A 24,984-nucleotide genomic window follows, 5' to 3' on the forward strand; every position below is an offset into this window, starting at 1 on the left:
AGCATACAGATCGGAGGGAACACCTGCGCGGCGCCGCAGCCGGTGCCCGGCAGGTTCGGTCGCGTCGTGCTCGCCTCGAATAACGCGGGCAAGCTGCGCGAGTTCGAAGCGTTGCTCGGCGCGGCTGGAATCGAGCTCATCGCTCAGGGCCAGCTTGGGGTCACCGAGGCCGAAGAGCCGCACGCGACGTTCATCGAGAACGCGCTTGCCAAGGCGCGGCATGCGGCACAGTCGACCGGGCTTCCTTCGCTCGCTGACGACTCCGGCTTGTGCGTGCGCGCACTCGGCGGCGCGCCGGGCGTGTACTCGGCGCGATTCGCCCAAGCGCCGGGCGGCGAGAAAAGCGATGCGGCCAACAATGCACGCCTGGTGGCCGAGCTGCGCGGCGTGGCCGATCGGCATGCTTACTACTACTGCGTGCTCGTACTGATGCGTCACGCCGACGATCCGGAGCCGCTAGTCGCCGAAGGCCGCTGGCACGGTGAGATTCTCGATGCGCCGCGCGGCGCGAACGGCTTCGGCTACGATCCGCATTTCTTCGTGCCGGCGCTCGGCGCGAGCGCCGCCGAACTCGAGCCCGCTGTAAAAAACACCCATAGTCATCGCGCGCTGGCGCTGCGCGCAATGCTCGCGCGACTCATGGAGGCATGATGGACGGCCCCACCCGAGACGGCGTCGTGACGGCCTTTCTCGCTCCGGGAAAGATCAGCTTGAGCTCGCTCCCGCCGCTCGCGCTGTACGTGCATTTCCCGTGGTGCGTGCGCAAGTGTCCTTACTGCGATTTCAACTCGCATGAATGGAAAGGCGAGCGCTTCCCGGAGGACGATTACCTCGACGCATTGCGCGCCGATCTCGAGCAGGCGTTGCCGCTCGTCTGGGGGCGTCGCATCCATACCATTTTCATCGGCGGAGGCACGCCGAGTCTGCTTTCGGCGCGCGGGCTCGATCGGTTACTTTCGGATGCGCGTGCCTTGCTGCCGATCGACGCCGATGCCGAAATCACCCTCGAAGCGAATCCGGGCACGTTCGAAGCCGACAAGTTCGCTCAGTTCCATGCGAGCGGCATCAACCGGCTGTCGGTCGGCATTCAGAGTTTCGACGACGCCCATCTGAAAGCGCTGGGACGCATCCACGGCAGTGCCGAGGCCCATCGCGCGGTGGAAATCGCGGCTCGCCATTTCGACAACTTCAATCTCGATCTGATGTATGCGCTGCCGCGGCAGACGCTCGACGCTTGCCGGGCCGATGTCGAGACCGCGCTCTCCTATGCGCCCCCGCATCTCTCGCTCTATCACTTGACGCTCGAGCCGAATACGCTCTTTGCGAAATACCCGCCGGCGTTGCCCGACGACGACGCTTCGGCCGACATGCAGGATTGGATTCATGAACGCGTGGCCCAGGCCGGTTACGAGCACTATGAAGTATCGGCTTACGCAAAGCCGAATCGGCAGTGCAAGCACAACCTCAACTATTGGCGCTTCGGCGACTATCTAGGAATCGGTGCCGGCGCGCACTCGAAATTGTCGTTCGCACACCGAATCGTCCGGCAAGCGCGCTATAAACACCCCGCCACATTCATCGAGCAGGCGCGCGCGGGAACGCCGGTACAGGAGGAGCACGAGGTCGATACGCACGATCTGCCTTTCGAGTTCATGCTAAACGCGCTGCGGCTGAAAGAAGGATTCCCCGTCCATCGGTTCCTCGAAAGGACGGGGCTCACGATGACTTCGATCGAACCGGCGCTGCAAGAAGCGGAACGCCGCGGGCTGATCGTGCGCGACTACGAGCACATCGCGCCAACGCCGCTCGGGTCGCGGTTTCTCAACGATTTGCAGGCGCTTTTTCTACGCGATCGTCACGAAGGCGGCGCCGAGAGCGAGCCGGTTCGCTGACGCTGGCAGCGTCGGCGCGGCCGTTTCGAGTTACAATCGCCGTCCTCGGAGGGCTGGCAGAGCGGTTGAATGCACCGGTCTTGAAAACCGGCAAGGCTTCACGGCCTTCGTGGGTTCGAATCCCACGCCCTCCGCCACCCCCGCCCCAGGTCCCGCGTCACAATTCGATCAGTCCCATCCCGACGGCCTTGATCATCGCGGCGCTTCTCGAATGAACCCCCATTTTGATGCGGATATTGGTGATGTGATAGTTGATCGTCGACTGCGAGCAACGGAGAATCTGCGAAATCTCCCAAGTCCCCTTTCCCAACGACATCCACTTCAGGCATTCCATCTCTCGCGGCGTGAGCTTGGGTGCGACGGCGCTCGTTTTCTGCCTTGCGAGTGAGAGACCTGCCGGAGATGCGAAGTCGCGCACAAGACCTAATTCGGGCAGGCTCGAGACGGCATCACGCTTTGCTTCATCCGATCGGACGCTGCTTGCGAAACACAGCATGCCGACCTCGTGCTTTGGGCCGTGAATCGGTAGCGCCACGCCCCATCTCGACCCGAATGCGCATGCCTGCTCATAGAGCGCCTCTTCCTGCGCGCCAATGAAGGTTTCGCTTCCCCAAACAAGGGGAGTCATCTTTGACCTGCAATGCCGAACGATCGGGTCGATCTCCGCATATCGCTTTTGCTCGTAGATTTTCTGCCACACGGCGGAGTAATTGCTCTTATAAAACACCTCACTATAGGGCAGGCTATCTCTTGGCAGTAGCGCGAAGGTCGTGTACTCGAGTTGGTGGCGCCGCCCCACCTCAACGAGCGCATTGAACCAGACGTCAATATTCACCGCGTTCTGTAGTGAGGAATCGATAAACTCACGAAGCATGCTGCCCCCCAGAGTAGTTATCAAATTGCCACCTTGCCTCCGAGCCGCGAGGCAGACGGTTCTTTTTATCGTTTGGCAGATCGAAGATACAAGGTAATTAGATTATTTTCAAATTTTTATATCACCCCACCATCCCCATATATGAGAAATCCGCACTTAATCGCCCGAATCGTCGAGATCAATAAGTCGATTTCTCAAACGTTGGGTTTTTGGTTGTTAAATCGGCCTTGGCCGGGGCCTGGCGTACTCGGTTGAGAGATCGGACCTTACGGCGGGAAAACCTGATTTGGCAATGCTTTTCCCAACAGATGCGACATAAGCTCCGATTGGCAGCGATTCGAGTTCCGTGCCGCCTCTCGCCATGACGCTTAACCCAATCCGCATAGGCAAGTGATTTGCTCGAGGTGATTTGCCTGTACGCCGGGAGACAGCCCATGCACGCACGAAGATCGCATACGATACTGGTGCCCGCGATAGCGCTATTGATGTCATGCTCCGCATCGGCACAAGTGGGCGGCCCGGCGAGCGTCGACACGGCCCTTGCGCCAGGTTGGATCGCGGCCGCCCTCGGCACGCCGCAGCGTCAAGCAGCGGAAGCGGCGCTGCATGGCCTTGCCAATCGCCTGAGTGCCAACTCGAACGCAAACGGCATCAATCGCGTCATGGCCGTTGACGATTACGCTCAATTGCGTCACGCGTCACTCGGTGACGGCTTCGAAACCAATCTCGTCGACCCCGTCGCGCTGTTGGCCGGACAGCCGCTCGATGCCTGCCTTCGAGTCACCGGGCAATGGCGCTTCTTAGTGATCGTGGCCGGCAAACCGGCAGGGCTTCTGACCGTCGAGCGTGTCCGCAACGAGTGGAAAATGGTGGCTGCCGGCGCAAGCGGACTCGCCGCGGAAGTCGCGGGCGTCGAAGCGCGCTATGCCGCCGAGACGCCGCGTCCACGATTACGCTTCATCCGCAGCTTGCAGGCCGTAGCCGACTTCATCGAAGTGACCTACCCCTCGGCCTTCAGCGAACCCGTCCGACGAAGCTACGTTCCGCTCGCGAGCGCGCGCGCCGCGCTTTACGGCGAGCAGTTCCGGACGGAGGGCTTTTCGGCCCCACCCCAACCCGAATCGGATGTTGAAAGCAGGCTCATCGAGCACGTGCGCCTCGGCATGCGCGATCCTCGCTTCATCCGGTGAGGAGACGCGCATGGACTTTCGCATGGGGCTTGCCCTTGTCGTCACCGCATTCATCGCGGTTCTATTGCTCGGCCTCCCTCCGGCCGCATTCGCCGCCGCTGATCAACTCGACCTTCCGGTCGTCGAACAGGAGCACAGCGAATGGTGCTGGGACGCCGACGCCTCCGCCGTGCTCGCCTTCCGCGGCGTCCCCGCGACGCAGTGCGCGATTGAGAACTGGGTCGGCTCGATCGACTACGCTTGCGCGAACTATCCGTTCTATTGGGACGACGCAGCAAACTCGCCGAACTATCTCGCGGGAACGACGGGAATTGCCGGGATCCTCTGGTATTGGGGCCGACGCGATTCTCAGTACTACACGGAACCGCTCGCGTATCCGGCAGTGCGATCGGCGATCATGCGCGGACATCCCATTGTCGTTCTGTGGAACTGGTACGGCGGCGGCGGACATTTCATTGTCATAGACGGCTACGACGATGACGGCTCCCTGGTGTACTTCATGAATCCCTGGCCGGGGGAGGGAGCGGGAATCGGGGACTACGAGTGGATCCGCGATGGGAGCGGAGAGATGGGCACGCACTGGTGGTCGGAATCGCTGATCACCTATTGAGTTGGGCCCCGTTAGGAGCCGCACCTAGGCAGGGCGAATCGGGATGCGCAACCACGCTGCTTCGCCTAGGCTCTTATCAACGCTCTTCATCGCGCTCACACGAGCGCTCATCGGAAGCTTCATCGCACCACTGCCATGCTCACCATCGTCAACCGTCGTCGCCCGCCCATCTTGCGCGCCCATGGGTTGTGGCAACTCGTTTCCTTCGGCGCATTGCTCGTCACGGGCGCCTGCACGTTCACCCCACCCGAGCGTCCCTCCGCGCTGACGCTGCCGCCCCCGGCCGCCGTCAACAGCCTGACCCTCGATCAATATCGGTATGCCGTTGCCCAACGGATCACCGAGCGCAATCCGTCTTACGTGCTCAAGCGCGCACCGCAAGCGATGCTGCGTTCGCTCGTGGTCGTCGCGTTTACGGTCAATCGGAACGGCGAAGTCGTCTCGTCCTCGGTTTACCGGACCAACGGCGATGACGACGCGGAAGCGACCGCGCTGGCGACGCTACGCCGCGCATCGCCGCTGCCGCCGCCGCCGCCAAAGCTGCTCAATCGGCTCGGCCAGATCGAGATGATGGAAGACTGGCTCTTCAACGACGACGGCAAATTCCAGCTCCGCACGCTCGCCCTGCCTCAAGCACAAGCGTTCGATTAGCGTCTTATAATTCCGGGCACCCCGCGCCCGGATCGCGGCGAACGACGCGTCGCGAGCCCGTCACGCGCGCTATCGCGCGCTGTGACGCTCGAGCGCGTCCCGACAAACATGGAGACCAAAGACATGTCGGCTTCGCCGTCTTCCCCCGCCGTGGCATCCTCTTCCGACGCGGCAAACGCATCGAGCCGCTCGCGTATCGTATTCGCCAGCTTCATCGGCACGGCGATCGAGTTCTACGACTTCTACGTCTACGCGACCGCCGCCGCACTTGTCATCGGGCCGGTGTTTTTTCCGCATAGTTCGGCCACCGCGCAGGCGCTATCGGCATTCGTCACTTTCGGCCTCGCCTTCATCGCGCGGCCGATCGGGTCGCTCCTGTTCGGCCATTTCGGCGACCGGATCGGCCGCAAATCGACGCTCGTCGCTTCGCTGCTCGTCATGGGCCTTTCCACGACGCTGATCGGCTTCGTGCCCGGCTACGATTCCATCGGCGGGCTAGCCCCCGTACTGCTGTGCATCCTACGACTCGGACAGGGTATCGGGCTCGGCGGCGAATGGGGCGGCGCGGCATTGCTCGCCACCGAATACGCACCGGCACAACGCCGCGGCTGGTTCGGCATGTTCCCTCAGCTCGGACCGTCGGTCGGGTTTCTTGCGTCGAACGGCCTCTTTTTCGGGTTGACGCTCGCGCTATCCGATGCGCAGTTTCGAAGCTGGGGGTGGCGCGTGCCGTTCATTCTGAGCGCGGTGCTCGTTGCGCTCGGGCTCTACGTGCGGCTGAAGATTGCCGAAACGCCAGCGTTCCAGGCAGCGATCGAGCGGCGCGAGCGCGTGCGTGTTCCCCTCGTCTCGCTATTCGCGAACCACGGTTGGCCGACGCTGCTCGGTGCACTGGCGATGGTGGTCTGTTACACGCTCTTCTATATCTCGACCGTCTTCACGCTCTCGTACGGTGTATCGGCATTGCATTTCTCACGGCAGAGCTTTCTCGCGATGCTCTGCTTCGCCGTCGTCTTCATGGCGATCGCCACACCGCTTTCCGCATGGGCAAGCGATCGGTTCGGCCGGCGACCTGTCCTGATCGCGGGGATCACAGCCGCTATCGTCTCCGGCTTTGCGATGGCTCCGCTAGTCAGCAGCGGCTCGGCACCGCTCGTCACGCTCTTTCTGACGATCGAGCTCTTCCTGATGGGCGTCACCTTCGCACCGATGGGCGCGCTCCTCCCGGAGCTCTTCCCCACGCGTGTGCGCTACACGGGCGCGGGCGTCGCATACAACCTCGGCGGCATTCTCGGCGCCTCGGTCGCGCCCTACATCGCGACGATGCTCGCCGCGCGCGGCGGTCTCGCCTGGGTCGGCGGCTACGTATCCGTCGCCGCGGCGATCAGCCTCTTCGCTGTTCTCCTCATGCGTGAGACGCGCGACGTGTCATTGTCCTGACCGGCTCACTGGGGCCGCCGCGGGTGCTCGCGCGACGTCGCGCGCGCGGGCGCCATCCGCGTCGGCAGCTTGGCCGGCTGAACACGGGCCGCTTTCAGGCGGCTCGCAACGCTCCCGAGCCCGATGAGCACGGCAATCGCCGATGCGTCTCCCAGCAACCGTATCGGCCAATCGGTCAGCAGTTCCGTCGTTCGCACGCCGGCCAGTTGCAAGGCCGCATCGACGCCGATCGATACCAGCGTGCCGCCGACGAAACAGACGAGACCTTGCCTGCCGACCGTCACGATCGCCGGTATGGCATCGGCGAGCGATCGCAGCCACCCAAGGCGCACCGCCTGCGCGCAAAGCCAGGCAATAGAAACAAAGCTGACGATTCGCACGCTCGCGAGGTCTTGTTTCATGAAGCCGGGCGATGGGTGCCCATCGATGCAAAGTTTGACGAAAGCGAACGTCAACGCGACGACGAATGCGACGCGCGTGATCGCTCTGCCCATCGTCGATGTCTGCACGTCGGCCGAAATCGGATGCAGCCGGCACAGCATGCCGAACGAAAACATCAATTGCCATGCGAAAGGGTTGAACGGCCAGTTCGCATCGCCGGTGCGGGGCAGCCAGTTTTCGAGCCACGGCGCCACGGCCCAGACCGCCACGCTCCACGAAAGCATTGCCAAAGGCGACCGGCGGGCGAGCCGCACTGCGAACGGCACACAAAGCGCGAACAGCACATACATCGGCAATACTGCGGACAAGAACGGCTGTTCACGAAACGACGCGATGTTCGCGAGTTCCCGCAACGGGTGACGGACGAATGCCTGCCAGCCCGTATCGATGGCAGGTGCGTTCGGCAACAGCGTGAGCAACGCACCGCACGCGAGCATCAGCGCCGCCGTCAGCAGATAGGCGCGATAGATCTCCCATGCGCGCTTCAGGAAGCGACGCCGCGCCGCCGCCTCGCCACGGCGTTCCGCCACGCCGACATGGGCCGCCGCCGACGCGTACCCGCCGAGAAACACGAACACCTCGGCCGCGTCGCAGTAGGCATAGCTATGCAGCATGGCGTATTGCAGGATGCCTCTCGAAATGTGATCGAGCGCAATGACGATCAGCACCACGCCTCGGAGAAAATCGACTTCGAGCGATCGCCTGGTTGACGAACTCATTGATTCACCTTCCCGGTTGACGGCGGGACCGGCAGCAGCGCCGCCCGAGCATTCATGCGGTCAAAGCAAATTCGGCGAAGCCGGACCAAAAAGATTCCCGGCGCAATTCAGTATTCCAATCTTCGTGCCATTGGCGAGACAGGACGCGTGCCACGCTTCGAAACGCGTGTCCATGAGCGCTAGAAAAGCGCAATCGGCCCGCCGCGTCAGTGGTTTTCCGATCTTGTCCGCTCGAGTTGGCGACTCGATACTGGGTCGTACGGCGCACCCCATGAAAAGCGCTGTATCGCTTTTGAAAGCAAGACCTTCCCGATCCGCGAGAGGAGCCGGCGATGGGTATCGAACTCGGCAATGCCGACATCGTAGCGATCGTCGCGCTTGCATTGCTCGCCGCATTGTTGCTTGCATTTCGCTTCCGGCCGACGACGTGGCTAGGCGTGGCGCTCGAAATTTTGCTCGCGAACGCCCTCGCCATCGCGGCGGTGCTGGCGTTCGACGTCATGCTGTCGTAGCCCGAGCGCCCAAATATCGGCGCCCGCGGTGAGCGGTCGATATTACGGCTCCAACATACGGTCACAGCTTTAACAGGCTTGTAATTTGCTGTCCCGCTCAGCGCGCGTCGCTGGCGCGCGGCTGGGTTTCGGTCCGGGTTGCGGCGACCGGGTCGTATAATCTCGGCTTTGGCCACGAGATTCATGTCCCGCGCTCCCTTCGCCCGCCGTTACAGCGTCTTGCGGCGTGCGCAGCAATTGTGGCGTCGCTATGGCGTCTTCTGGCTCGGCGCGATCGCCGTCGGCCTCGTCGCGGTCTTCTATGCACGCCTGATCGACTGGGGCTACAGCGCGTTTCTAGCGTTGCAGCATCGCTATAGTTGGCTGCCGCTCATCGTCACACCCGCCGCCGGCGCCCTCTCTGTCCTGGTGACGCGCCGCTTTTTCCGTGGTTCCGAAGGGAGCGGCATTCCGCAGGTCATCGCGACGCTCGAAGAAGGCACGACGTCGCTCGGCCCTCGGCTGCTCGCGCTGCGGCTGCTCGCGGGGAAAATCGCCGTGTCGTTCATCGGCATCCTCGGCGGCTTCACGATCGGCCGCGAAGGGCCGACCGTGCAGATCGGCGCCACGCTTATGTACAACTTGCGGCGCTTCTATCCGCGCTCGACGGCGCTGATCGAGCGGCAACTTGTGCTCGCGGGCGCCGCAGCGGGGTTGTCCGCCGCGTTCAACACGCCGCTCGCCGGCATCGTCTTCGCCATCGAAGAGCTGACGCGCAGCTTCGAAGTACGCACGAGCGGCGTGCTGATCACCGCCATCATCGTGGCGGGTGTCATTGCGCTTGGGCTCAACGGCAACTACACCTACTTCGGCACGATTCAGGTCTCGCCCCATTTCCCTGGCGTGCTGGCGCTGGCCGTAGTCGTCACGGCGCTGGTCACGGGCGTGGCCGGAGGCATCTTCGCATGGTTGCTGCTCCATACGTCGCGCTGGCAACCGGCCGCGCTCGCCAGCCTGCATCGCGAGCGGCCGGTCGTGTTCGGCGCGCTCTGCGGCCTCGCGATCGCCGTTGTCGGCATCGCAAGCGGCGGCCACACGTTCGGCAGCGGGTATGCCGAAGCACGTGGTTTGCTCGAGGGTCGCGAGCAGTTGTCGATGCTCTACCCGTTCGCCAAGATGGCTTCGATGGTCGCTTCGTACCTGCCCGGCATTCCGGGCGGCATCTTCGCCCCGTCGCTATCGATTGGCGCGGGTTTCGGCAATCTGCTGCACTTCGCGTTCACGAGCATGCAACTGCAGATGCTGATCGCACTTGCGATGGTCGGCTATCTGGCCGCCGTCACGCAATCGCCGATCACCTCGTTCGTCATCGTGATGGAAATGATCAACGGCCATGCGCTCGTGATTTCGCTGATGGCGACGGCGTTGGTCTCGAGCCGCGTGTCGCGCCTCTTCGCTCCGCCGCTTTACGAAGCGCTCTCGCATCGATATCTGACACCGAAGCGGGAAGCAGCGCCAGAGGCCGATTCACCGAAAACGCTCGAGCCGCTGTTCGAGGATAAACCCGCGAATGCGGAGCCGCGCACCGACACGCCGGGCAAATAATTGAGGCGCGGACGCTCGTGCGAGCGCGTCGAGCCTCCAGGGTGATTGCGAGGAACTGAATCGATCAGCCGGCGCTGAGAAAGGCAGGAGGCCATGCAGGTATGAGCCGCCTGCGCCGCCGTCAAATTTGCGGGATCTCGATTTTGACTTCGAGAACCTCGAGATTGTCCTGGCGCTCGAGGCTCACGCGGATGTCGTCATTGGAAATGTTGACGTACTTCGAGATGACCGCAACGAGCTCGCGTTGCAGCGCGGGCAGATAATCGGCCGGCGGGCGCCCGCCCGCGCGCTCGTGCGCGATGATGAGCTGCAGGCGCTCCTTCGCGACGACCGCGGACTTCTTTTTCTCGCCGAGCAAAAAGGAAAGAATCGACATATCGCGGCTCCCCCTTATCTGTTGCCGAACAGGCGCTGCAGCAAGCCCGGCTTCTGATAGTCGGTGAAGCGCAATGCCTTGTCCTCGCCGAGAAAGCGCGCGACGACATCCTTGTAGGATTCGGCCACGTCGGAACCATCCATATGCACGGCGGGCAAGCCCTGGTTCGACGCGTGCAGGACCGCTTCCGATTCGGGCACGACGCCGATCAGCTCGATGCGCAGAATTTCCTGGATATCGGAGAGCGAGAGCATCTCGCCTTCGCTGACGCGCTTCGGGTTGTAGCGCGTAATGAGCAGATGCTCCTTGATGGGCTCCTTGCCTTCGATTGCTCGCTTCGTCTTCGACGAGAGAATGCCCAGGATTCGATCCGAGTCGCGCACCGACGACACTTCAGGGTTCGTCACGACGAGCGCCTCGTCGGCGAAATGCATCGCGTAGAGCGCGCCCGATTCGATGCCGGCCGGCGAATCACAGACGATGTAGTCGAAACCCATGCCGGACAGATCGTTGATGACCTTTTCGACGCCCTCGAGCGTCAACGCGTCCTTGTCGCGTGTCTGCGAGGCCGGCAGGATATACAGGTTCTCGCACTTCTTGTCCTTGATGAGCGCCTGATTGAGGTTGGCCTCACCCTGGATCACGTTGATGAAATCGTAGACGACGCGGCGCTCGCAGCCCATGATCAAATCGAGGTTGCGCAAGCCGACGTCGAAATCGATGACGGCCGTCTTATGGCCTCTCAATGCGAGTCCCGATGCAAAGCTCGCGCTCGTGGTCGTTTTGCCCACGCCGCCCTTGCCCGAAGTCACCACAACGATTTTTGCCATTTCCCCTTACCCTTGTTCGTCAAATGAGTTCGATGAGGCCCGCGCGGCGCGGCGCGTACTCGCGCGTCCTAAGTGAGCCTCAACGGTTCGATGATCAGCTTCTCTTCGGCAAGCCGGATCTGGACCGACTTGCCGAGAACGTCGGCCGGCAACGGATTTTCAGTCGTTCGATAGATGCCGGCGATCGAGATCAGTTCCGGCTCGAGACACGTGCAGAAAATGCGCGCACCGTGGTTGCCGTGCACGCCGGCGAGCGCGCGCCCGCGCAGCGGCGCGTAGATGTGAATATTGCCTTCCGCGATCACTTCGGCGCCATGGCTGACGAGCCCCAGCACGATCAGGTCTCCCTTGGCATAGACCTGCTGGCCCGACCGCAGCGGCCTGTCGACGACGAGCGTTTGGGCGCTCGGTGCCTGCCTGCCCGGCGCTTCCGCAGCGGGAAGCGGCTGCGAGGCCGCGCGTTCCGCCTGCTTGACTTCGTCCGCTTGCCGATCGTCGGCCTTGGCGCCCCCGCCCCGCCTGTCGCGCGCTTCGAGCAGCGGCAAGCCAGCGTCCGCCGCCCAGCCGGTCTGATGAGGCGCGGCGACGATGCCGAGAGGACGCATGCGGACGCTGTCCAGCAGATGCGCGATTTCGGCAAGCGGGATGCGTTCGCCTTCGCCGAGACGGCGAAGATCGATCGCGACGACGTCGCCCGCAAAAAATTCGGGAGTCGCTTCGAAGCGTCGCGTGAGCTCGCTCTTCAGCGCGTCGAGATCCGTCGTCTTGACGACGAACATGAGCGTATCGACGGAACCGCTGCGTAATTCGAAGTATGGCGATTTGTTCAGCGACATGGCGTTGAAGCAAAAAATTTCGCGTATTTTACAGGGGTCCGCGCGCGCGGCCAGCATTTTCGAGTGAGACGTCCCCCATCAATCGTGAGTGCGCGGCACATGCCGCACGAGCAGCGTCTCCCATTCGTCGGGCGCGCGCGTCATGCGCTCGTGCTCCCCGGTGGGACCGAACCCGAGACGTTCGTAAAAACGCATGGCGGTGCGATTGGCGTCCGTCACCCACGCATGCACCTCGTTCGCGCCATGTGCCGCCAGCCATTCGCTCGCCGTATTCACGAGCAGTTCGCCGCCGCGCAGATGGCGCACAGCCGGGGCAACCCATAGCGCGCAAACGAATGCCTTGCGCCGATCGTCGAAATAGGCACCGATGAGTCCGGCCGGATGCCCTTCCGTATAGAGGATGAACGATGTGGACGAATCCGATATCGCTTGGCGGGCGGCAACGGTTTCGAACGTCTCGGTCTTCTCGTCGAGCGCCTGCTCGAGCGTCTCCCCGAATGCATAGGGGGCTTCGCGCAACGCGGCCGTGCGGAGCTCGCGCAGCATCGCGCCTTGGTCGGCAGCGATACGGCGAACAGTCAGCGATGAAATCATGGGGCTCCGGTTCAGGGCTTAACAGGCAAACCGTAGCTTCGTCCTATCGGGCCAGCGAGTCAAATCTCGCTTGTATGGGCCCTCGTGCGAGTAGCGTGCAACGCCCGCATCGAGCGACGCCGTCCCCAAGGCGATTTCCGTCGGTCCCCTGGGGGCCAGCTGGCGATTTCATATCAAAGAAATTTGCGGGACCGGGCCATAGTGCGAAAGCACATTGAAAGGTAGCGCTGGGGGGCCCGAAACACGGCAATCGGCCGTATCGATCGGGGCACCTTTCGCCGGACAGTTGACGAGCAACTTGTAGGAAAATAGCGCAGCGTCGTCCGGCGTCCCTCTCGTGCCGCGGCGAGCCCTGGTCTAGCCATCAATCAACGATGCGACGGCAACAAACGATGGAAAGCCTGCTCATAGGACCGGCGACACGCAAGCAAGCTGCTTGTGCGGGAACGTCAGCGTTGCTCGTGCTGCTTGCGCTCGCGATCGCGGCGCCTCAGGCACGGCAGCCACTATCGCCCGTGGGGCCGTTCATGCCGATGTGCGCGCTGACCGTCTTCACGACATCGGGGATCGCGGCATTCCTCCTGGGCGCCCGTTTTGCCGCGACGCAGCGGCCCATGCTCTGCGCCCTGGGCGGAGCCTACGCGTTCACCGCCATCACGGTCGCGCTGCAATTGCTCATGTTTCCGGGCGTGTTCTCGCACACGGGATTGCTCGGCGCGCGGCCCAACAGCGCCGCATGGATGTGGGTCTTCTGGCATGGTGGATTTCCGCTCCTCGTCGCTACCGCGATGCTGATGCGCGATCAATCGATCGATTGGTCGCCGGCCGGCCGCTTTCGATTCCACGAGTGGATCCTGACGCTCATCGGCATGCCCGCCCTGCTCGCGGCTGTGCTCGGGGTGTTCGTCGCAAACGCGAATCTGTCCGCGCCGTTCTATCCGATGACCGGCATCGATTCGCCGAGGATCAGCCCGACCGCCCTCGTCGTCTGCTTGCTCGACGCATTCGCGATCGTGCTGGTCCTCGTCAAGGGGCGACTACGTTCCGTGCTCGACTTATGGATCACGATTGCGCTGCTGGCCTCCTTTGTGGATGCGAGCTTGAATATGCTCAGCGTGGGCCGGTTTACCGTCGGCTGGTACGTTGCGAGGGTCTTCAGCATGCTTGCGCCGGGCGTGCTCGTCGGCGTCCTGATATGGGAAGTCACCGTGCTGTATCGCCAGCTGGCCGAGGCCCACGCCTCACTGCTGCTGACCTCCACGCGCGACGCACTGACAGGCGTCTACAACCGCAATTACTTCGACGAACACTTCCGCAGGGACTTCGATCGCGCGAGGCTGCATCGCCGGCCGCTTTCTCTCGTCATGATCGATATCGACAATTTCAAGGCATATAACGACGCTTTCGGCCATCTGCGCGGCGACGCCTGTCTGCGTGCCGTCGCCGAGGCCCTGGCGCGAACAGCCGGGCGCGCGGGCGAATATGTTGCTCGCTATGGCGGCGAGGAGTTCGTGATCGTGCTGCCGGGCTCGGATCTCGAAGCTGCGACGAGGCTGGCCGAACAAGCGCGCAACGCCGTCATCGGGATCGGCTTGACGGCGCCGGGGCCGGGCGGCCGCGTTACCGTCAGCGCCGGATGCGCATGCAGCGACGGAAGCGAACCCTCGAACGCGAGCGAGCTTCTCGGCGCCGCGGATGCAGCGCTTTATGCGGCCAAGCGCGCGGGGCGCAACCGCGTGGAGCGCGTTGCCGTCATTGATCGCGGTTAACGCTTGCGCACTTTCTTCCTCCGGGGAAGCAGGGCCGCTGCTCGAACCGGCTAGTGCGCATACCTGGCGATATAGTAGACGCCCGCCAGCAGCACGATCGCGCCGCCCGCGACGCGCCAGGTCAGGCCGTGAAGCTCACGGTGCAATTCCTCTTTAGTGACGAACGTATCCATCGTCGATGCCAGCTTATCGACCTTGGATTCGAGCTTGTCGACCTTGGATTCGAGTTTGTCAAATTTCGATTCGAGACTATCCACCCGCGTCTCGATCTTGGAGAGGCGGTCTCGGATCTCATAAAAGCCCATTTCGAGGAACGCAAAGCGTCCTTCGATGCCACCGCCACTGCGCCCGGCATTCTGCGTCAACTTGCGAGACTTGGACCGCGCCCTCTTGGGAACTTGATAGGAGTTCATCATTGAGATCATCAAAAACGTCAACGTAACGGCATCCAAGGTAGCTATACCGCAAAGCGCGGAAAATTCAGCCGGATGGCCTACCACGGAGGCCATCTGCGCAGCAGCCTACTCGATCTCGCGACTGATGAGCCCGTACCCGGGGTATGTTTAGGACGATTTCCGTTGATCGACGCGCGGGCCGGCTCCGACGAACTCATTCGGAAAGGCAGCGCGGTGACTGCATCGATCACATTTTGAACCGCATGCTAAACTCCGCTCCTATGTCGTACTGGCGCAAACTCCTCATCGTCGTATTGCTGGTGCTGAGCCTTCCGGTTCAGTCGTTCGCGGCTATCTCGATGAAATGTGTTGCCGCGCACGCTGAACGGACCGAGGCGTCGCCCCAGCACGTAGCTCATGTTGAGGCCGCGCACCACCATGCCATGCATGGCGCGGCGATCGCCCACAACGATCGGCATCACGACCATGGTGATGCGCATCATCCCCATTCGTGTTCGATATGCGCGTCCTGCTGTTTCGGCACGGCGCTGCCTGCTGTTCCTGTCGTGTCCGTTTCCACGAATGCTACCGGCGCTGCCGCTTCCTTTCCGCCTTCCGTCGGTGACGTATCGTTCGTGACCGACGGTATCGAGCGCCCTCCTCGCCCCTTTCTCGTCTAGTCCTCGATCGCGGTAAGCGGACCGCGATCCGTTTCCGCCCTAGCGGTCGATAGTCGACCCGCCAGGCAATTCACGACGAGAAAACGTATGCGACTGATATCTGCAGCGCTCCTTGGCGCCGCGGCAATCCTGCCGGCGCTCGCGCACGCCGAGACAACGCTTCCCGACCCGACGGACCCTGCGGCCTCGGTGCCGACCATCACGGTGCCTTCCGCATTCGCGGACTACCAACGCTACCGAGACGAGGACGGTCCTGGCTGGAAGCAGCTTAATCGCGCCGTCAACGAAGCACCGGCCAACGGCGGCATGCAACAACACGACGCCATGTCAGCCAAGCCGACCGACAACACCCATGCGCACCACGCAGTGCACGGGGAAGCCCCAAAATGAGGCAGCCATTCGTTTCGACTCGAATTGTGGCGGGAATCAGCGTGGTGGCATTCCTAGCGGGATGTACGACCTTTTCGAAGGACGGCGGATTCAACACTGTCGCATCCACGGCCTCTGAGCGGCTCGGAAAGGATGCCGTCATCGTCATGACCGATGCAGACCGAAAAACGGTCGCGAAGCGGACACAGGAGATCCTTGCGAACCCGCTGACGATGGACGACGCGGTTCAGCTCGCCTTGCTGAATAACCGCGATCTGCAAGCGTCGTACGCCGAGCTGGGCATTTCCGAAGCCGACCTCGTGCAGGCTGGCCGCCTGCCGAACCCGGGGTTCAGCTTTAGCCGCACCCGCGCAAGCAACGGCGACCTGACAATCAACCGGTCGTTCACGACCAGCGTACTGAGCGTGCTGACAATGCCGGTCGCGACACGCATCGAAAGCCGTCGGTTCGAGCAGACAAAACTCCTTACAGCCAACGCCATGATTGCGGCCGCCGCCGACGCCCAGCGAGCATACGTGAACGCGGTGGCCGCCCAACAGGCGGCGCGCTATGCGGCTCAGGTCAAAGACAGTGCGCAAGCCGGTGCGGAGTTGGCGCTGCGCATGCGTCAAGCAGGCAACTTCAGCAAACTTGACTATGAGCGTGAGCAGGCCTTCTATGCCGAGTCGGTGGCGCAGTCAGCCAAGACTCAACAGGAAGCCACCGCCGCTCGCGAGAAACTGACGCGCACGATGGGGCTCTGGGGAGCGCAAGGCGAATACAAGTTGCCCGACCGTCTGCCGGACCTGCCCAAGGACAAGCCCGAGCTCGATGACATCGAGCGCTACGCGATGCAGAATCGGCTCGACATCCAGGCGGCGAAGCTGCAAACGCAAAGCCTCGCCACTTCCCTCGGGCTAACCAAGGCGACGCGAGTCATCAACGTGCTGGACGTCGGTTACCTCAACAATTTTGAGTCTGACAGGGGGCGCGAGCCAGGCTACGAAATAAGCGTCGAGGTCCCTATTTTCGATTGGGGCTCCGCGAAAGTGGGCCGCGCCGAAGCAACGTACATGCAGTCGGTGAACCGACTCGCGCAGACAGCGATCGACGCACGCTCCGAAGTCCGGGTGTCATATGCGGGTTACGTCACGAGTTATGAAGTCGCCAAGCACTACCGCGACGAGGTTGTGCCTATCCGCAAAGCGATTTCCGACGAAATGCTCCTGCGGTACAACGGCATGCTTGCGAGTGTGTTTGAACTGCTCGCCGACTCACGTGAGCAAATCGGCGCAGTGAACGGCTACATCCAGGCGCTGAAGGACTACTGGCTCGCGCAGACCGATTTGCAGCTAGCCGTTGGCGGCCGCTTGCCTCAGGCGACCGTCGCGCACAACTCGACAGAGACGCAGCCGGCTTCACTCACGAATTCACAGGGTAGATAAGATGGTTTCACGCCGACAATTTCTCAGTGGCTCCGGCGCGGCGCTTTTGGGTGCGGCACTGGTCAGCAAGACAGCTGCCGCATCGCTGCCCGAAGCGCCGACGATGGCAAAGGCCGCAACGCAACCTCCACTTATCCCGCCGAACGGCAGACCGTACACGCCTGTTGCCACGCTCAACGGCTGGACGCTTCCCTGGCGCATAAAAAACGAATGGAAGGAATTCCATCTCGTTGCGGAGCCCGTCGTGCGCGAGCTGGCACCGGGCATGAATGCAAACCTCTGGGGCTATAACGGACAAGCCCCGGGCCCAACGATCGAGGCGGTGGAAGGCGACAAGGTCCGCATTTTCGTGACCAACAAGCTTCCCGAGCACACTGCCGTCCACTGGCACGGCATGCGCTTGCCGAACGGCATGGATGGTGTCGCGGGCCTCACGCAACCGCACATTCCGCCGGGCAAGACGTTTGTGTACGAATTCCAGCTCGAGCGTGCCGGCACGTTCATGTATCACCCTCACTCGGACGAGATGGTGCAAATGGCGATGGGCATGATGGGCATGTTCATCGTGCATCCGCGAGATGCCAGCGTGATGCCCGTGGATCGCGATTTCGTGTTCCTCATGTCCGCCTATGACATCGACCCAGGGAGCTTTACGCCGCGCGTCAACGAGATGACGGACTTCAATATGTGGACCTGGAATTCCCGGGTGTTTCCGGGCATCGACCCGCTGCCTGTCCGAGCCGGAGACCGCGTCCGCATTCGCATCGGCAATCTCACGATGACGAATCACCCCATCCATCTGCACGGATACAGCTTCGTGGTGGCGGGAACCGATGGCGGCTGGATTCCGGCGGCCGCGCGTTGGCCCGAGGTGACGGTCGACGTCGCGGTCGGACAAATGCGCGCCATCGAATTTATCGCTGACCGACCGGGCGACTGGGCCTTCCATTGCCATAAGTCTCACCACACAATGAATGCGATGGGACACCAGGTGCCGACCATGATCGGGGTGCCTCAGCAAGACATTGCCGAGCGCATCAACAAGCTGGTTCCCGACTACATGGCCATGGGCGCCACGGGGGGCGCGATGAACGGGATGGAAATGCCGCTACCCGATAACACGCTGCCGATGATGACGGGCACGGGGCCGTTCGGCGGTTTGGAAATGGGCGGGATGTTCAGCGTCGTGAAGGTGCGCGAGGGGCTCAGTCGCAATGATTATCGCGACCCGGGCTGGTTTGAGCACCCGAAGGGCACCGTCGCCTACGAATACACCGGTGAATTGCTGGACAGTTGACCTTTTCTGACCCATGCCCGGGAGTCCAGTGGGAATGGCCGAGAGCCTTGATTGGCGGAAAGGGTGGGATTCGAACCCACGGTACGGTATAACCGTACACCGGATTTCGAGTCCGGCGCATTCGACCACTCTGCCACCTTTCCTTTTTCGGTTGCCGCGTTCGCGGCGCACGTCAATAAACATCGTGCGCGGACCGCTCCATCCAGTGTTCACCAAGCTGGTCGCTGTTTGGCGAAGCGAAGATTATAGAACATCCGACAGGACATTCCAAGACCTTTTTGCAAGACGAGAGGGAACCGCAGACGTGGATCAAAGCGCCCGCGGCTAGAGTCTCAAAGCGCAGCAGGCGCGATCCGTTCGACCCCACCGAGATAAGGACGCAACGCGGTGGGTACCGTGACGGAACCATCCGCATTCTGGAAGTTCTCGAGCACGGCGACGAGCGTGCGCCCCACCGCGAGCCCCGACCCGTTCAGCGTATGCACGAGCTCCGGCTTGCCCTGCGCGTTGCGGAAACGCGCCTGCATGCGGCGCGCTTGGAACGCCTCGGTATTCGAGCAGCTCGAGATCTCGCGATACGTGTTCTGCGCGGGCAGCCAGACTTCGAGGTCATAGGTCTTCGCCGCCGAAAAGCCCATATCGCCGGTACAAAGCGTGATCACGCGATACGGCAGCTCCAGCTTTTGAAGGATCGCCTCGGCATGCGTAACCATCTGCTCGAGTGCTCCGTACGACGTGTCGGGCGCAACGATCTGCACCATCTCGACCTTGTCGAATTGATGCTGCCGAATCATGCCTCGCGTGTCCCGACCATACGTTCCCGCCTCAGATCGAAAGCACGGCGAATGCGCCGTGAGTTTCACCGGCAATGCCTCGCCGTCGACGATGCTCTCGCGCACCGTGTTCGTCAGCGAAATCTCAGACGTCGAAATGAGGTACTGCGTGATGACGTTTTCGCCGCCACCCTTTTCGACGCGGAACATGTCGTCGGCGAACTTCGGAAGCTGGCCGGTACCGTAGAGGATCTCGGGATTGACGATGTACGGCGTATAGATCTCGGTATAGCCATGCTGCTGCGTATGCGTATCGAGCATGAACTGCGCGAGCGCGCGGTGCAGACGCGCCATCGCGCCGCGCAGCATCGTGAACCGGGCACCGGCGAGCTTCGCGCCGGTCTCGAAATCGAGGCCGAGCGGCGTGCCGACGTCGACGTGATCCTTCACTTCGAAATCGAACTGGCGCGGCGCGCCCCAGCGGCGCACTTCGACATTGCCGCTTTCGTCATCGCCGAGCGGCACGCTCTCGTGCGGCAGATTCGGCATTTCGAGCATCAGCTTCGATACGCGCGCCTGCACGTCATCGAGCTCAGCAGCCGAAGCCTTCATCTCGTCGCCTATGCCGCTCACTTCGGCCATCACTGCCGAAGTGTCTTCACCGCGCCCCTTCATCGCGCCAATCTGCTTCGACAGACTATTGCGGCGCGCCTGCAGTTCTTCGGTGCGAGTCTGAATGGCCCGGCGTTCGGCCTCGAGCGCCGAGAAGGCCGCGACGTCGAGCGTATAGCCGCGCGCGGCAAGGCGCTTCGCGACTCCTTCGAGGTCTTTGCGCAGCAACTGAATGTCGAGCATGGGAAAAAGCGTGTGTCGTGGAGTAAGGAGGCGATTTTAGCGCACCGGTAAGGCAACCCCCGGTCCGCCTTGGGAAATCGGACGGCTCAGCGGCCCTTCGTTCGCCCGGATCGGTCAGTCGCCCTTGGACTTGTGCGCTTCGCGCCACGCGGCGTCGAGCTCGGCGAGCCGCGCGAGCTTTTCGCCGATCTTGCCCTCGAGCCCTCGTGGCGTCGGGCGGTACCAATGCGGCTCGCGCATGCCGTCGGGCAGGTATGTCTCGCCGGCCGCATACGCGTCGGGCTCGTCGTGCGCGTAGCGGTATTCGCGGCCGTAGCCGAGCGATTCCATCAGCTTCGTCGGCGCATTGCGCAGATGAACGGGCACGCCGCGCGAGCGGTCCTTGCCGACGAACGCACGCGCCTCGTTGTACGCGGCGTAGCCCGCGTTCGACTTCGGCGCCACGGCCAGATAAATCACCGCCTGAGCGAGCGCCAGTTCCCCCTCCGGCGTGCCGAGGCGCTCGTAGGTTTCGGCGGCGTCGAGCGCGATGCGCGGCGCGCGCGGATCGGCGAGCCCGATGTCCTCCCAGGCCATCCGGACGATGCGGCGCGCGAGATAACGCGGGTCCGCGCCGCCGTCGAGCATGCGGCAAAACCAATAGAGGGCACCATCCGGATTGCTGCCGCGAACCGACTTATGCAAGGCGCTGATCTGATCGTAGAATGCATCTCCGCCCTTGTCGAAGCGACGCAGATTTTCAGTCAGCGCGCTGGCGATCAGCTCGCCGTCGATCTCGTCCGCCTTGCGCGCCGCCGCCGCGCGAACAGCGATCTCGACGTTGTTCAGCAGCTTGCGGCCGTCGCCGTCCGCCGCGCCGATCAGCACCTGCTTGGCCTCGTCCGTGACGCGCCATCCCCCGAGTTCGGTCAGCGCGCGCTCGAGCAGCTCGTGCTGCTCGTCGTCGTCGAGGCTCTTGAGCACGTAGACGGCCGCGCGCGACAACAACGCACTGTTGACCTCGAACGACGGGTTCTCCGTGGTCGCTCCGATGAAGACGAAGAGCCCCGACTCGACGTGCGGCAAAAACGCGTCCTGCTGGCTCTTGTTGAAACGATGCACTTCGTCGACGAACACGAGCGTGCGGCGGCCATGCGCGCGATGCGCCTGCGCGAGCTCGACGGCCTCCCGAATGTCCTTCACGCCCGACAGCACCGCCGACAGCGCGATGAATTCGGCATCGAACGCATTCGCCATGAGCCGCGCCAGCGTGGTCTTGCCGACCCCGGGCGGTCCCCAAAGAATCATCGAATGCGGCTCGCCCGATTCGAACGCGACGCGCAACGGCTTCATCGGCCCGAGCAGATGCTTCTGGCCGATCACCTCGTCGATCGTGCGCGGCCTCAACCGCTCGGCGAGCGGTATATTGCCGCGGGGCTCTTCAAACATGGCGTTACCCGTTGATGACGTCGGCACCTTTCGGCACCGCGAACTGGAACGCGTCCGGCTTCAACGGCGGGTTCTTCTGGATGTTCGAGAACGTGAGCAGCGTCACGTTGCCGAATACGTCGTGCAGTTCCATCGCCTCGAGGTTCCCGTCGCGAAAGCCGATGCCGACGCGCTCGAACTGCGTGTCATGCGCCTTCGGCGTCAGCTCGAGCCAGTCGATGCCGGCTTTCACCCCGGCATCGCGCAGCGTGAAATTCTGCTCGAGATCGTTGCTGCCGAAGAGGATCGCCGCCGGGCTCGCGCCGAGCGCGCCGCCGAGCTTGCGAACGGTCACCTGGTTCAAGTCCTTGTCATAGACGTAGAGGTTCTCGCCATCGGCCTGCAGCACCTGCTCATAAGGCTTCTCATACGTCCAGATAAATTTGCCCGGGCGCGAGAAAACGAAAGTCCCGCTGGACGTGCCGCTGACGCTCGGCTGCGCCATGCCGTTCGGGGTCTGCGCCTTGGAAGGCGCCTTGATTTCCTTTTGCACGAAGTCGCCGCGCGCCGAGTGCACCTGCGCGACGAACGCTTTCAGTTGCTCCGTACCGCTCGCGAACGCGGCAGGCGCGGCAACGACGAGCGCTGCACCGAGCAGTGCCGCCATGAAGCGTCGGCCCGCCGAGCCGGCGCGGGCGAGGCCGCGCCCCCCGAACGAAAACGAACCGGGGGCATAACGGCTGAGAGGATGCTGCATATAAGTTTTTCTCCGTGATGAACTCGCCGCCGACGACATTTTGCCGAGGGGCTGTGTGGGCGGCCTAGTCGCTGTCGCGCGCCGGCACGAGAATCTCGCGATTGCCGTTGGACGACATCGCCGAAACGAGCCCTGACTGCTCCATTTGCTCGAGCAGCCGCGCGGCGCGGTTGTAGCCGATGCGCAAATGCCGCTGCACGAGCGAGATCGACGCGCGCCGATGCTTGACGACAATCTCGACGGCCTGATCGTAAAGCGGATCGGCCTCGCCGCCGCCCGCCGCCGCACCGGCCCCGTCCGCCGAACCTTCGTCGCCCTCGCCCGCGATCCCGCCTTCGAGAATGCCTTCGATGTAATTCGGCTCGCCGTGCTCCTTCAGCTTCTCGACGACGCGATGCACTTCGTCGTCCGACACGAACGCGCCGTGAACGCGCACGGGCAAGCCCGTTCCGGGCGGCAGATAGAGCATGTCGCCCATGCCGAGCAACGATTCGGCGCCCTGCTGATCGAGGATGGTGCGCGAGTCGATCTTCGACGATACCTGGAACGCGATGCGCGTCGGCACGTTCGCCTTGATGAGACCCGTGATCACGTCGACCGACGGCCGCTGCGTCGCGAGGATCAGGTGGATGCCCGCCGCGCGTGCCTTTTGCGCGATGCGGGCGATGAGCTCCTCGACTTTCTTGCCGACGACCATCATCAGGTCCGCCAGCTCGTCGATGACCACGACGATGTTGGGCAACCGCGTGAGCGGCTCGGGATCGTCGGGCGTCAGACTGAACGGATTCGGCAGCTTCTCGTCGCGTTTGGCCGCTTCCTCGATCTTGTTGTTGTAGCTCGCGAGATTGCGCACGCCGAGCTTGCTCATCAGCTTGTAGCGGCGCTCCATTTCGGCGACGGTCCAATTGAGCGCGTGGCCGGCTTGCCGCATATCGGTGACGACGGGGCAAAGCAGATGCGGAATGCCTTCATAGACGCTCATCTCGAGCATCTTCGGATCGATGAGAATCATCCGGACCTGCTCGGCGCTCGCCTTATAGACGAGCGAAAGGATCATCGCGTTGATCCCGACCGACTTGCCCGAGCCCGTCGTACCGGCCACGAGCAGGTGCGGCATCTTCGCGAGATCGGCGCACACGGGCTTGCCGCCGATGTCCTTGCCGAGGCCGATCGTCAGCTTCGAGCCTGCGTCTGCATAGACCTCGGAGCCGAGGATTTCCGAAAGCCGCACGGTCTGACGCCGTTGGTTCGGCAGCTCGAGCGCCATATAGTTCTTGCCCGGAATCGTCTCGACGACGCGGATCGACACGAGCGACAGCGAGCGCGCAAGGTCCTTGGCGAGATTGACGATCTGGCTGCCCTTCACGCCGGTGGCCGGCTCGATCTCGTAGCGCGTGACGACAGGCCCCGGGTAAGCGGCCACGACGCTCACGTCGACGCCGAAATCCTTGAGCTTCTTTTCGATGAGGCGCGAAGTGAACTCCAGCGTGTCGGCCGATACTGTTTCCTGCACGGCCGGCGCGGCATCGAGCAACGCGATCGGCGGCAGCGTCGTATCGCCGGGCAGGTCCGCGAACAGCGGCACCTGCTTTTCTTTTTCGACACGCTCGGACTTGGCCGGCGCAACGACGGGCGGCACGATCGTCACCGGCTCGTGCTCCTCGAGCCGCACGCGGCTTTGCTCGACCTTGCCCTCGCGCTTGACGGCCGCCTCGACGCCCGCCTTGCGATCCCGGCCGGCCTCGCGGCGCAGCTTCGCGAGCGTGACGGCCGAAATCAGCTTGTCGCCGACGCGCTCGGCCACCGACAGCCACGAAAACCGGAAATAGAGCGACAAGCCGACACCCAGCGCGATCAGCAACGCGAGCGTGCCGCCCGTGAAGCCGAGCGCGTGGGATACGCCGCGCGCGACGGCGTCACCGACGATGCCGCCCGGCGCGCGCGGCAACTGCACGCGCAGCGACCACATCCGCAGCGCCTCGATGCCGTCGCAAGCGAGCAGCACTAGCGTGAACGCCAACGCGTCGGCGAGCCAGGAGTCGCGCGGCGCTTGCTCTGGGGCTTCCGCCTGGCGCGTGAGAAGCCGGTAGTTGGCGGCGATGCGCCGCGCGAGCAGCACCACCCACCAGTAGGCGGAAAGGCCGAACAGCAGCAGCAGGATGTCCGACGACCAGGCGCCGACGCGGCCCGCCCAATTCGCGATATGGTCGACCTGCGCCGCGTGCGTCCAGCTCGGATCGCGGCGGCTGTAGCTGACGAGCGCCATCACGAGGAACACGCAGAGCGCGACCTGCAAGATCCAGCGAATCTCGGTGAAAAGACGCGACATGCGATGCGGCAGCGCTTGCGTGTGCGCGGAATAAGGAGCTTTGGCCATGAATCCGTAAAGGCTTGGCGGGCGCGCCGGAGTGCGCCGTCGCCCCGATCGTACGATGCGGCCTATTGTAAACGCTGCGTTGAGCACCGCGCTGTAAATGACGGTAACGTGCGTTCCATGCAACGCGCGCCCGCCGATTTTGGATACCGATATACCAGGCTATCGCCGCGATAGAAAAAGCCCAGGCGGCAGCGTCCGGCAGGCCCCTTTATAATGCGCGGGTACGCCCCACCTACGGCCGTAGTCCCCCGAGTCGTTCGCGAGAACCCGCGCTCGGCGTCCGGCCGATCGGTTGCTGCTCAAAGCATTTC

At 63.0% G+C, this 24,984-nt stretch carries 24 protein-coding genes and 2 tRNA genes; 13 read left to right on the top strand and 13 right to left on the bottom strand.

The genetic code is table 11. The annotated features are described in order from the left end of the window. Nucleotides 1–9: 9 nt before the first annotated feature. The 3 genes from rdgB to C9I57_RS11875 all read left to right on the top strand — a co-directional run bounded on the left by rdgB (nt 10) and on the right by C9I57_RS11875 (nt 2,029). Nucleotides 10–651 carry an RdgB/HAM1 family non-canonical purine NTP pyrophosphatase gene (gene rdgB / locus C9I57_RS11865; protein ID WP_107151068.1) on the top strand — a complete coding sequence of 214 codons (642 nt, stop codon included), beginning with the start codon at nt 10–12 and terminating at the stop codon, nt 649–651. Further along, a complete protein-coding gene (gene hemW / locus C9I57_RS11870) occupies nt 651–1,892 on the top strand; it encodes a radical SAM family heme chaperone HemW (RefSeq protein WP_181321816.1) in 1,242 nt (413 codons plus the stop codon). Before rdgB ends, hemW begins: the two co-directional genes overlap by 1 nt. A 47-nt stretch (nt 1,893–1,939) precedes the next feature. Further along, nucleotides 1,940–2,029, top strand: a tRNA-Ser gene (locus C9I57_RS11875). Nucleotides 2,030–2,049: 20 nt separating this feature from the next. On the opposite strand, the gene C9I57_RS11880 is transcribed toward C9I57_RS11875, so the two are convergent. Then, nucleotides 2,050–2,766: a helix-turn-helix transcriptional regulator gene (locus C9I57_RS11880; protein WP_107150856.1), complete on the bottom strand. Its 717-nt coding sequence runs from the start codon at nt 2,764–2,766 to the stop codon at nt 2,050–2,052. A gap of 434 nt (nt 2,767–3,200) precedes the next feature. On the opposite strand from C9I57_RS11880, the gene C9I57_RS32420 reads away from it, so the two are divergent. The 4 genes from C9I57_RS32420 (at nt 3,201) to C9I57_RS11895 (ending at nt 6,657) form a co-directional block, all read left to right on the top strand. After that, nucleotides 3,201–3,956, top strand: coding sequence for a hypothetical protein (locus tag C9I57_RS32420; RefSeq protein ID WP_146166202.1), 756 nt, complete (start codon nt 3,201–3,203; stop codon nt 3,954–3,956). 10 nt (nt 3,957–3,966) lie between these two features. Next, nucleotides 3,967–4,566 carry a C39 family peptidase gene (locus C9I57_RS11885; protein WP_181321804.1) on the top strand — a complete coding sequence of 200 codons (600 nt, stop codon included), beginning with the start codon at nt 3,967–3,969 and terminating at the stop codon, nt 4,564–4,566. A 135-nt stretch (nt 4,567–4,701) separates the two neighbouring features. Beyond that, complete coding sequence (locus tag C9I57_RS11890; RefSeq protein WP_107150858.1) at nt 4,702–5,217, top strand: energy transducer TonB family protein; 516 nt, start codon at nt 4,702–4,704, stop codon at nt 5,215–5,217. Nucleotides 5,218–5,340: 123 nt separating this feature from the next. Beyond that, entirely contained in the window at nt 5,341–6,657 is a 1,317-nt protein-coding gene (locus tag C9I57_RS11895) for an MFS transporter (protein WP_107150859.1), read from the top strand. A gap of 5 nt (nt 6,658–6,662) precedes the next feature. Here the strand turns inward: C9I57_RS11895 and opgC are convergent, their stop codons facing one another. Next, on the bottom strand, nt 6,663–7,817 hold the full coding sequence (gene opgC, locus C9I57_RS11900) for an OpgC domain-containing protein (protein WP_107150860.1): 1,155 nt from the start codon (nt 7,815–7,817) through the stop codon (nt 6,663–6,665). Nucleotides 7,818–8,149: 332 nt separating this feature from the next. Between opgC and C9I57_RS11905 the strand changes: the two genes are divergently transcribed. Together C9I57_RS11905 and C9I57_RS11910 are read left to right on the top strand one after the other, a co-directional pair. Continuing rightward, entirely contained in the window at nt 8,150–8,329 is a 180-nt protein-coding gene (locus C9I57_RS11905) for a hypothetical protein (RefSeq protein ID WP_107150861.1), read from the top strand. A 183-nt stretch (nt 8,330–8,512) separates the two neighbouring features. After that, nucleotides 8,513–9,913, top strand: coding sequence for a chloride channel protein (locus tag C9I57_RS11910; RefSeq protein WP_107150862.1), 1,401 nt, complete (start codon nt 8,513–8,515; stop codon nt 9,911–9,913). Nucleotides 9,914–10,034: 121 nt separating this feature from the next. Here C9I57_RS11910 and minE read toward each other — a convergent pair whose 3' ends face one another. The 4 genes from minE to C9I57_RS11930 form a co-directional block, all read right to left on the bottom strand. Continuing rightward, the gene (gene minE, locus C9I57_RS11915; protein ID WP_107150863.1) at nt 10,035–10,289 is read right to left on the bottom strand and encodes a cell division topological specificity factor MinE; all 255 of its coding nucleotides are present in this window, start codon (nt 10,287–10,289) and stop codon (nt 10,035–10,037) included. A gap of 14 nt (nt 10,290–10,303) precedes the next feature. Further along, complete coding sequence (gene minD / locus C9I57_RS11920) at nt 10,304–11,119, bottom strand: septum site-determining protein MinD (protein ID WP_018440529.1); 816 nt, start codon at nt 11,117–11,119, stop codon at nt 10,304–10,306. 68 nt (nt 11,120–11,187) lie between these two features. Next, nucleotides 11,188–11,955, bottom strand: a complete 768-nt coding sequence (minC, locus tag C9I57_RS11925; protein WP_107151069.1) for a septum site-determining protein MinC — start codon at nt 11,953–11,955, stop codon at nt 11,188–11,190. A gap of 78 nt (nt 11,956–12,033) precedes the next feature. Continuing rightward, nucleotides 12,034–12,549, bottom strand: coding sequence for a GNAT family N-acetyltransferase (locus tag C9I57_RS11930; protein WP_107150864.1), 516 nt, complete (start codon nt 12,547–12,549; stop codon nt 12,034–12,036). A 392-nt stretch (nt 12,550–12,941) separates the two neighbouring features. Between C9I57_RS11930 and C9I57_RS11935 the strand changes: the two genes are divergently transcribed. After that, complete coding sequence (locus C9I57_RS11935) at nt 12,942–14,318, top strand: sensor domain-containing diguanylate cyclase (protein WP_107150865.1); 1,377 nt, start codon at nt 12,942–12,944, stop codon at nt 14,316–14,318. A 50-nt stretch (nt 14,319–14,368) separates the two neighbouring features. Here the strand turns inward: C9I57_RS11935 and C9I57_RS11940 are convergent, their stop codons facing one another. Together C9I57_RS11940 and C9I57_RS33610 are read right to left on the bottom strand one after the other, a co-directional pair. Continuing rightward, nucleotides 14,369–14,827 carry a hypothetical protein gene (locus C9I57_RS11940; RefSeq protein WP_107150866.1) on the bottom strand — a complete coding sequence of 153 codons (459 nt, stop codon included), beginning with the start codon at nt 14,825–14,827 and terminating at the stop codon, nt 14,369–14,371. A gap of 152 nt (nt 14,828–14,979) precedes the next feature. Further along, on the bottom strand, nt 14,980–15,216 hold the full coding sequence (locus C9I57_RS33610) for a hypothetical protein (RefSeq protein ID WP_181321805.1): 237 nt from the start codon (nt 15,214–15,216) through the stop codon (nt 14,980–14,982). A 264-nt stretch (nt 15,217–15,480) separates the two neighbouring features. On the opposite strand from C9I57_RS33610, the gene C9I57_RS11950 reads away from it, so the two are divergent. Genes C9I57_RS11950 through C9I57_RS11960 form a run of 3 tightly spaced genes read left to right on the top strand, consistent with a single transcriptional unit; the run spans nt 15,481 to nt 18,504 of the window. After that, nucleotides 15,481–15,783 (top strand): hypothetical protein, encoded by a 303-nt coding sequence (locus C9I57_RS11950; RefSeq protein WP_107150868.1) that lies wholly within the window; start codon nt 15,481–15,483, stop codon nt 15,781–15,783. Further along, entirely contained in the window at nt 15,780–17,207 is a 1,428-nt protein-coding gene (locus C9I57_RS11955) for a TolC family protein (RefSeq protein WP_107150869.1), read from the top strand. The genes C9I57_RS11950 and C9I57_RS11955 overlap by 4 nt, the downstream gene beginning before the upstream one ends. Before the next feature lies 1 nt (nt 17,208). Further along, nucleotides 17,209–18,504 (top strand): multicopper oxidase family protein, encoded by a 1,296-nt coding sequence (locus C9I57_RS11960; protein WP_107150870.1) that lies wholly within the window; start codon nt 17,209–17,211, stop codon nt 18,502–18,504. Between the two features lie 52 nt (nt 18,505–18,556). Here the strand turns inward: C9I57_RS11960 and C9I57_RS11965 are convergent. The 5 genes from C9I57_RS11965 to C9I57_RS11985 all read right to left on the bottom strand — a co-directional run bounded on the left by C9I57_RS11965 (nt 18,557) and on the right by C9I57_RS11985 (nt 24,673). Next, nucleotides 18,557–18,647, bottom strand: a tRNA-Ser gene (locus C9I57_RS11965). A 189-nt stretch (nt 18,648–18,836) separates the two neighbouring features. Further along, nucleotides 18,837–20,132 carry a serine--tRNA ligase gene (gene serS / locus C9I57_RS11970; protein ID WP_107150871.1) on the bottom strand — a complete coding sequence of 432 codons (1,296 nt, stop codon included), beginning with the start codon at nt 20,130–20,132 and terminating at the stop codon, nt 18,837–18,839. 114 nt (nt 20,133–20,246) lie between these two features. Next, nucleotides 20,247–21,560: a replication-associated recombination protein A gene (locus C9I57_RS11975; protein WP_107150872.1), complete on the bottom strand. Its 1,314-nt coding sequence runs from the start codon at nt 21,558–21,560 to the stop codon at nt 20,247–20,249. A 4-nt stretch (nt 21,561–21,564) separates the two neighbouring features. Continuing rightward, the gene (gene lolA, locus C9I57_RS11980) at nt 21,565–22,296 is read right to left on the bottom strand and encodes an outer membrane lipoprotein chaperone LolA (RefSeq protein WP_107150873.1); all 732 of its coding nucleotides are present in this window, start codon (nt 22,294–22,296) and stop codon (nt 21,565–21,567) included. Between the two features lie 64 nt (nt 22,297–22,360). Continuing rightward, nucleotides 22,361–24,673, bottom strand: coding sequence for a DNA translocase FtsK (locus C9I57_RS11985; protein WP_181321806.1), 2,313 nt, complete (start codon nt 24,671–24,673; stop codon nt 22,361–22,363). Nucleotides 24,674–24,984: the final 311 nt, after the last annotated feature.

The sequence above is a fragment of the Trinickia symbiotica genome (assembly GCF_003028655.1).
Lineage (GTDB): Bacteria > Pseudomonadota > Gammaproteobacteria > Burkholderiales > Burkholderiaceae > Trinickia > Trinickia symbiotica_A.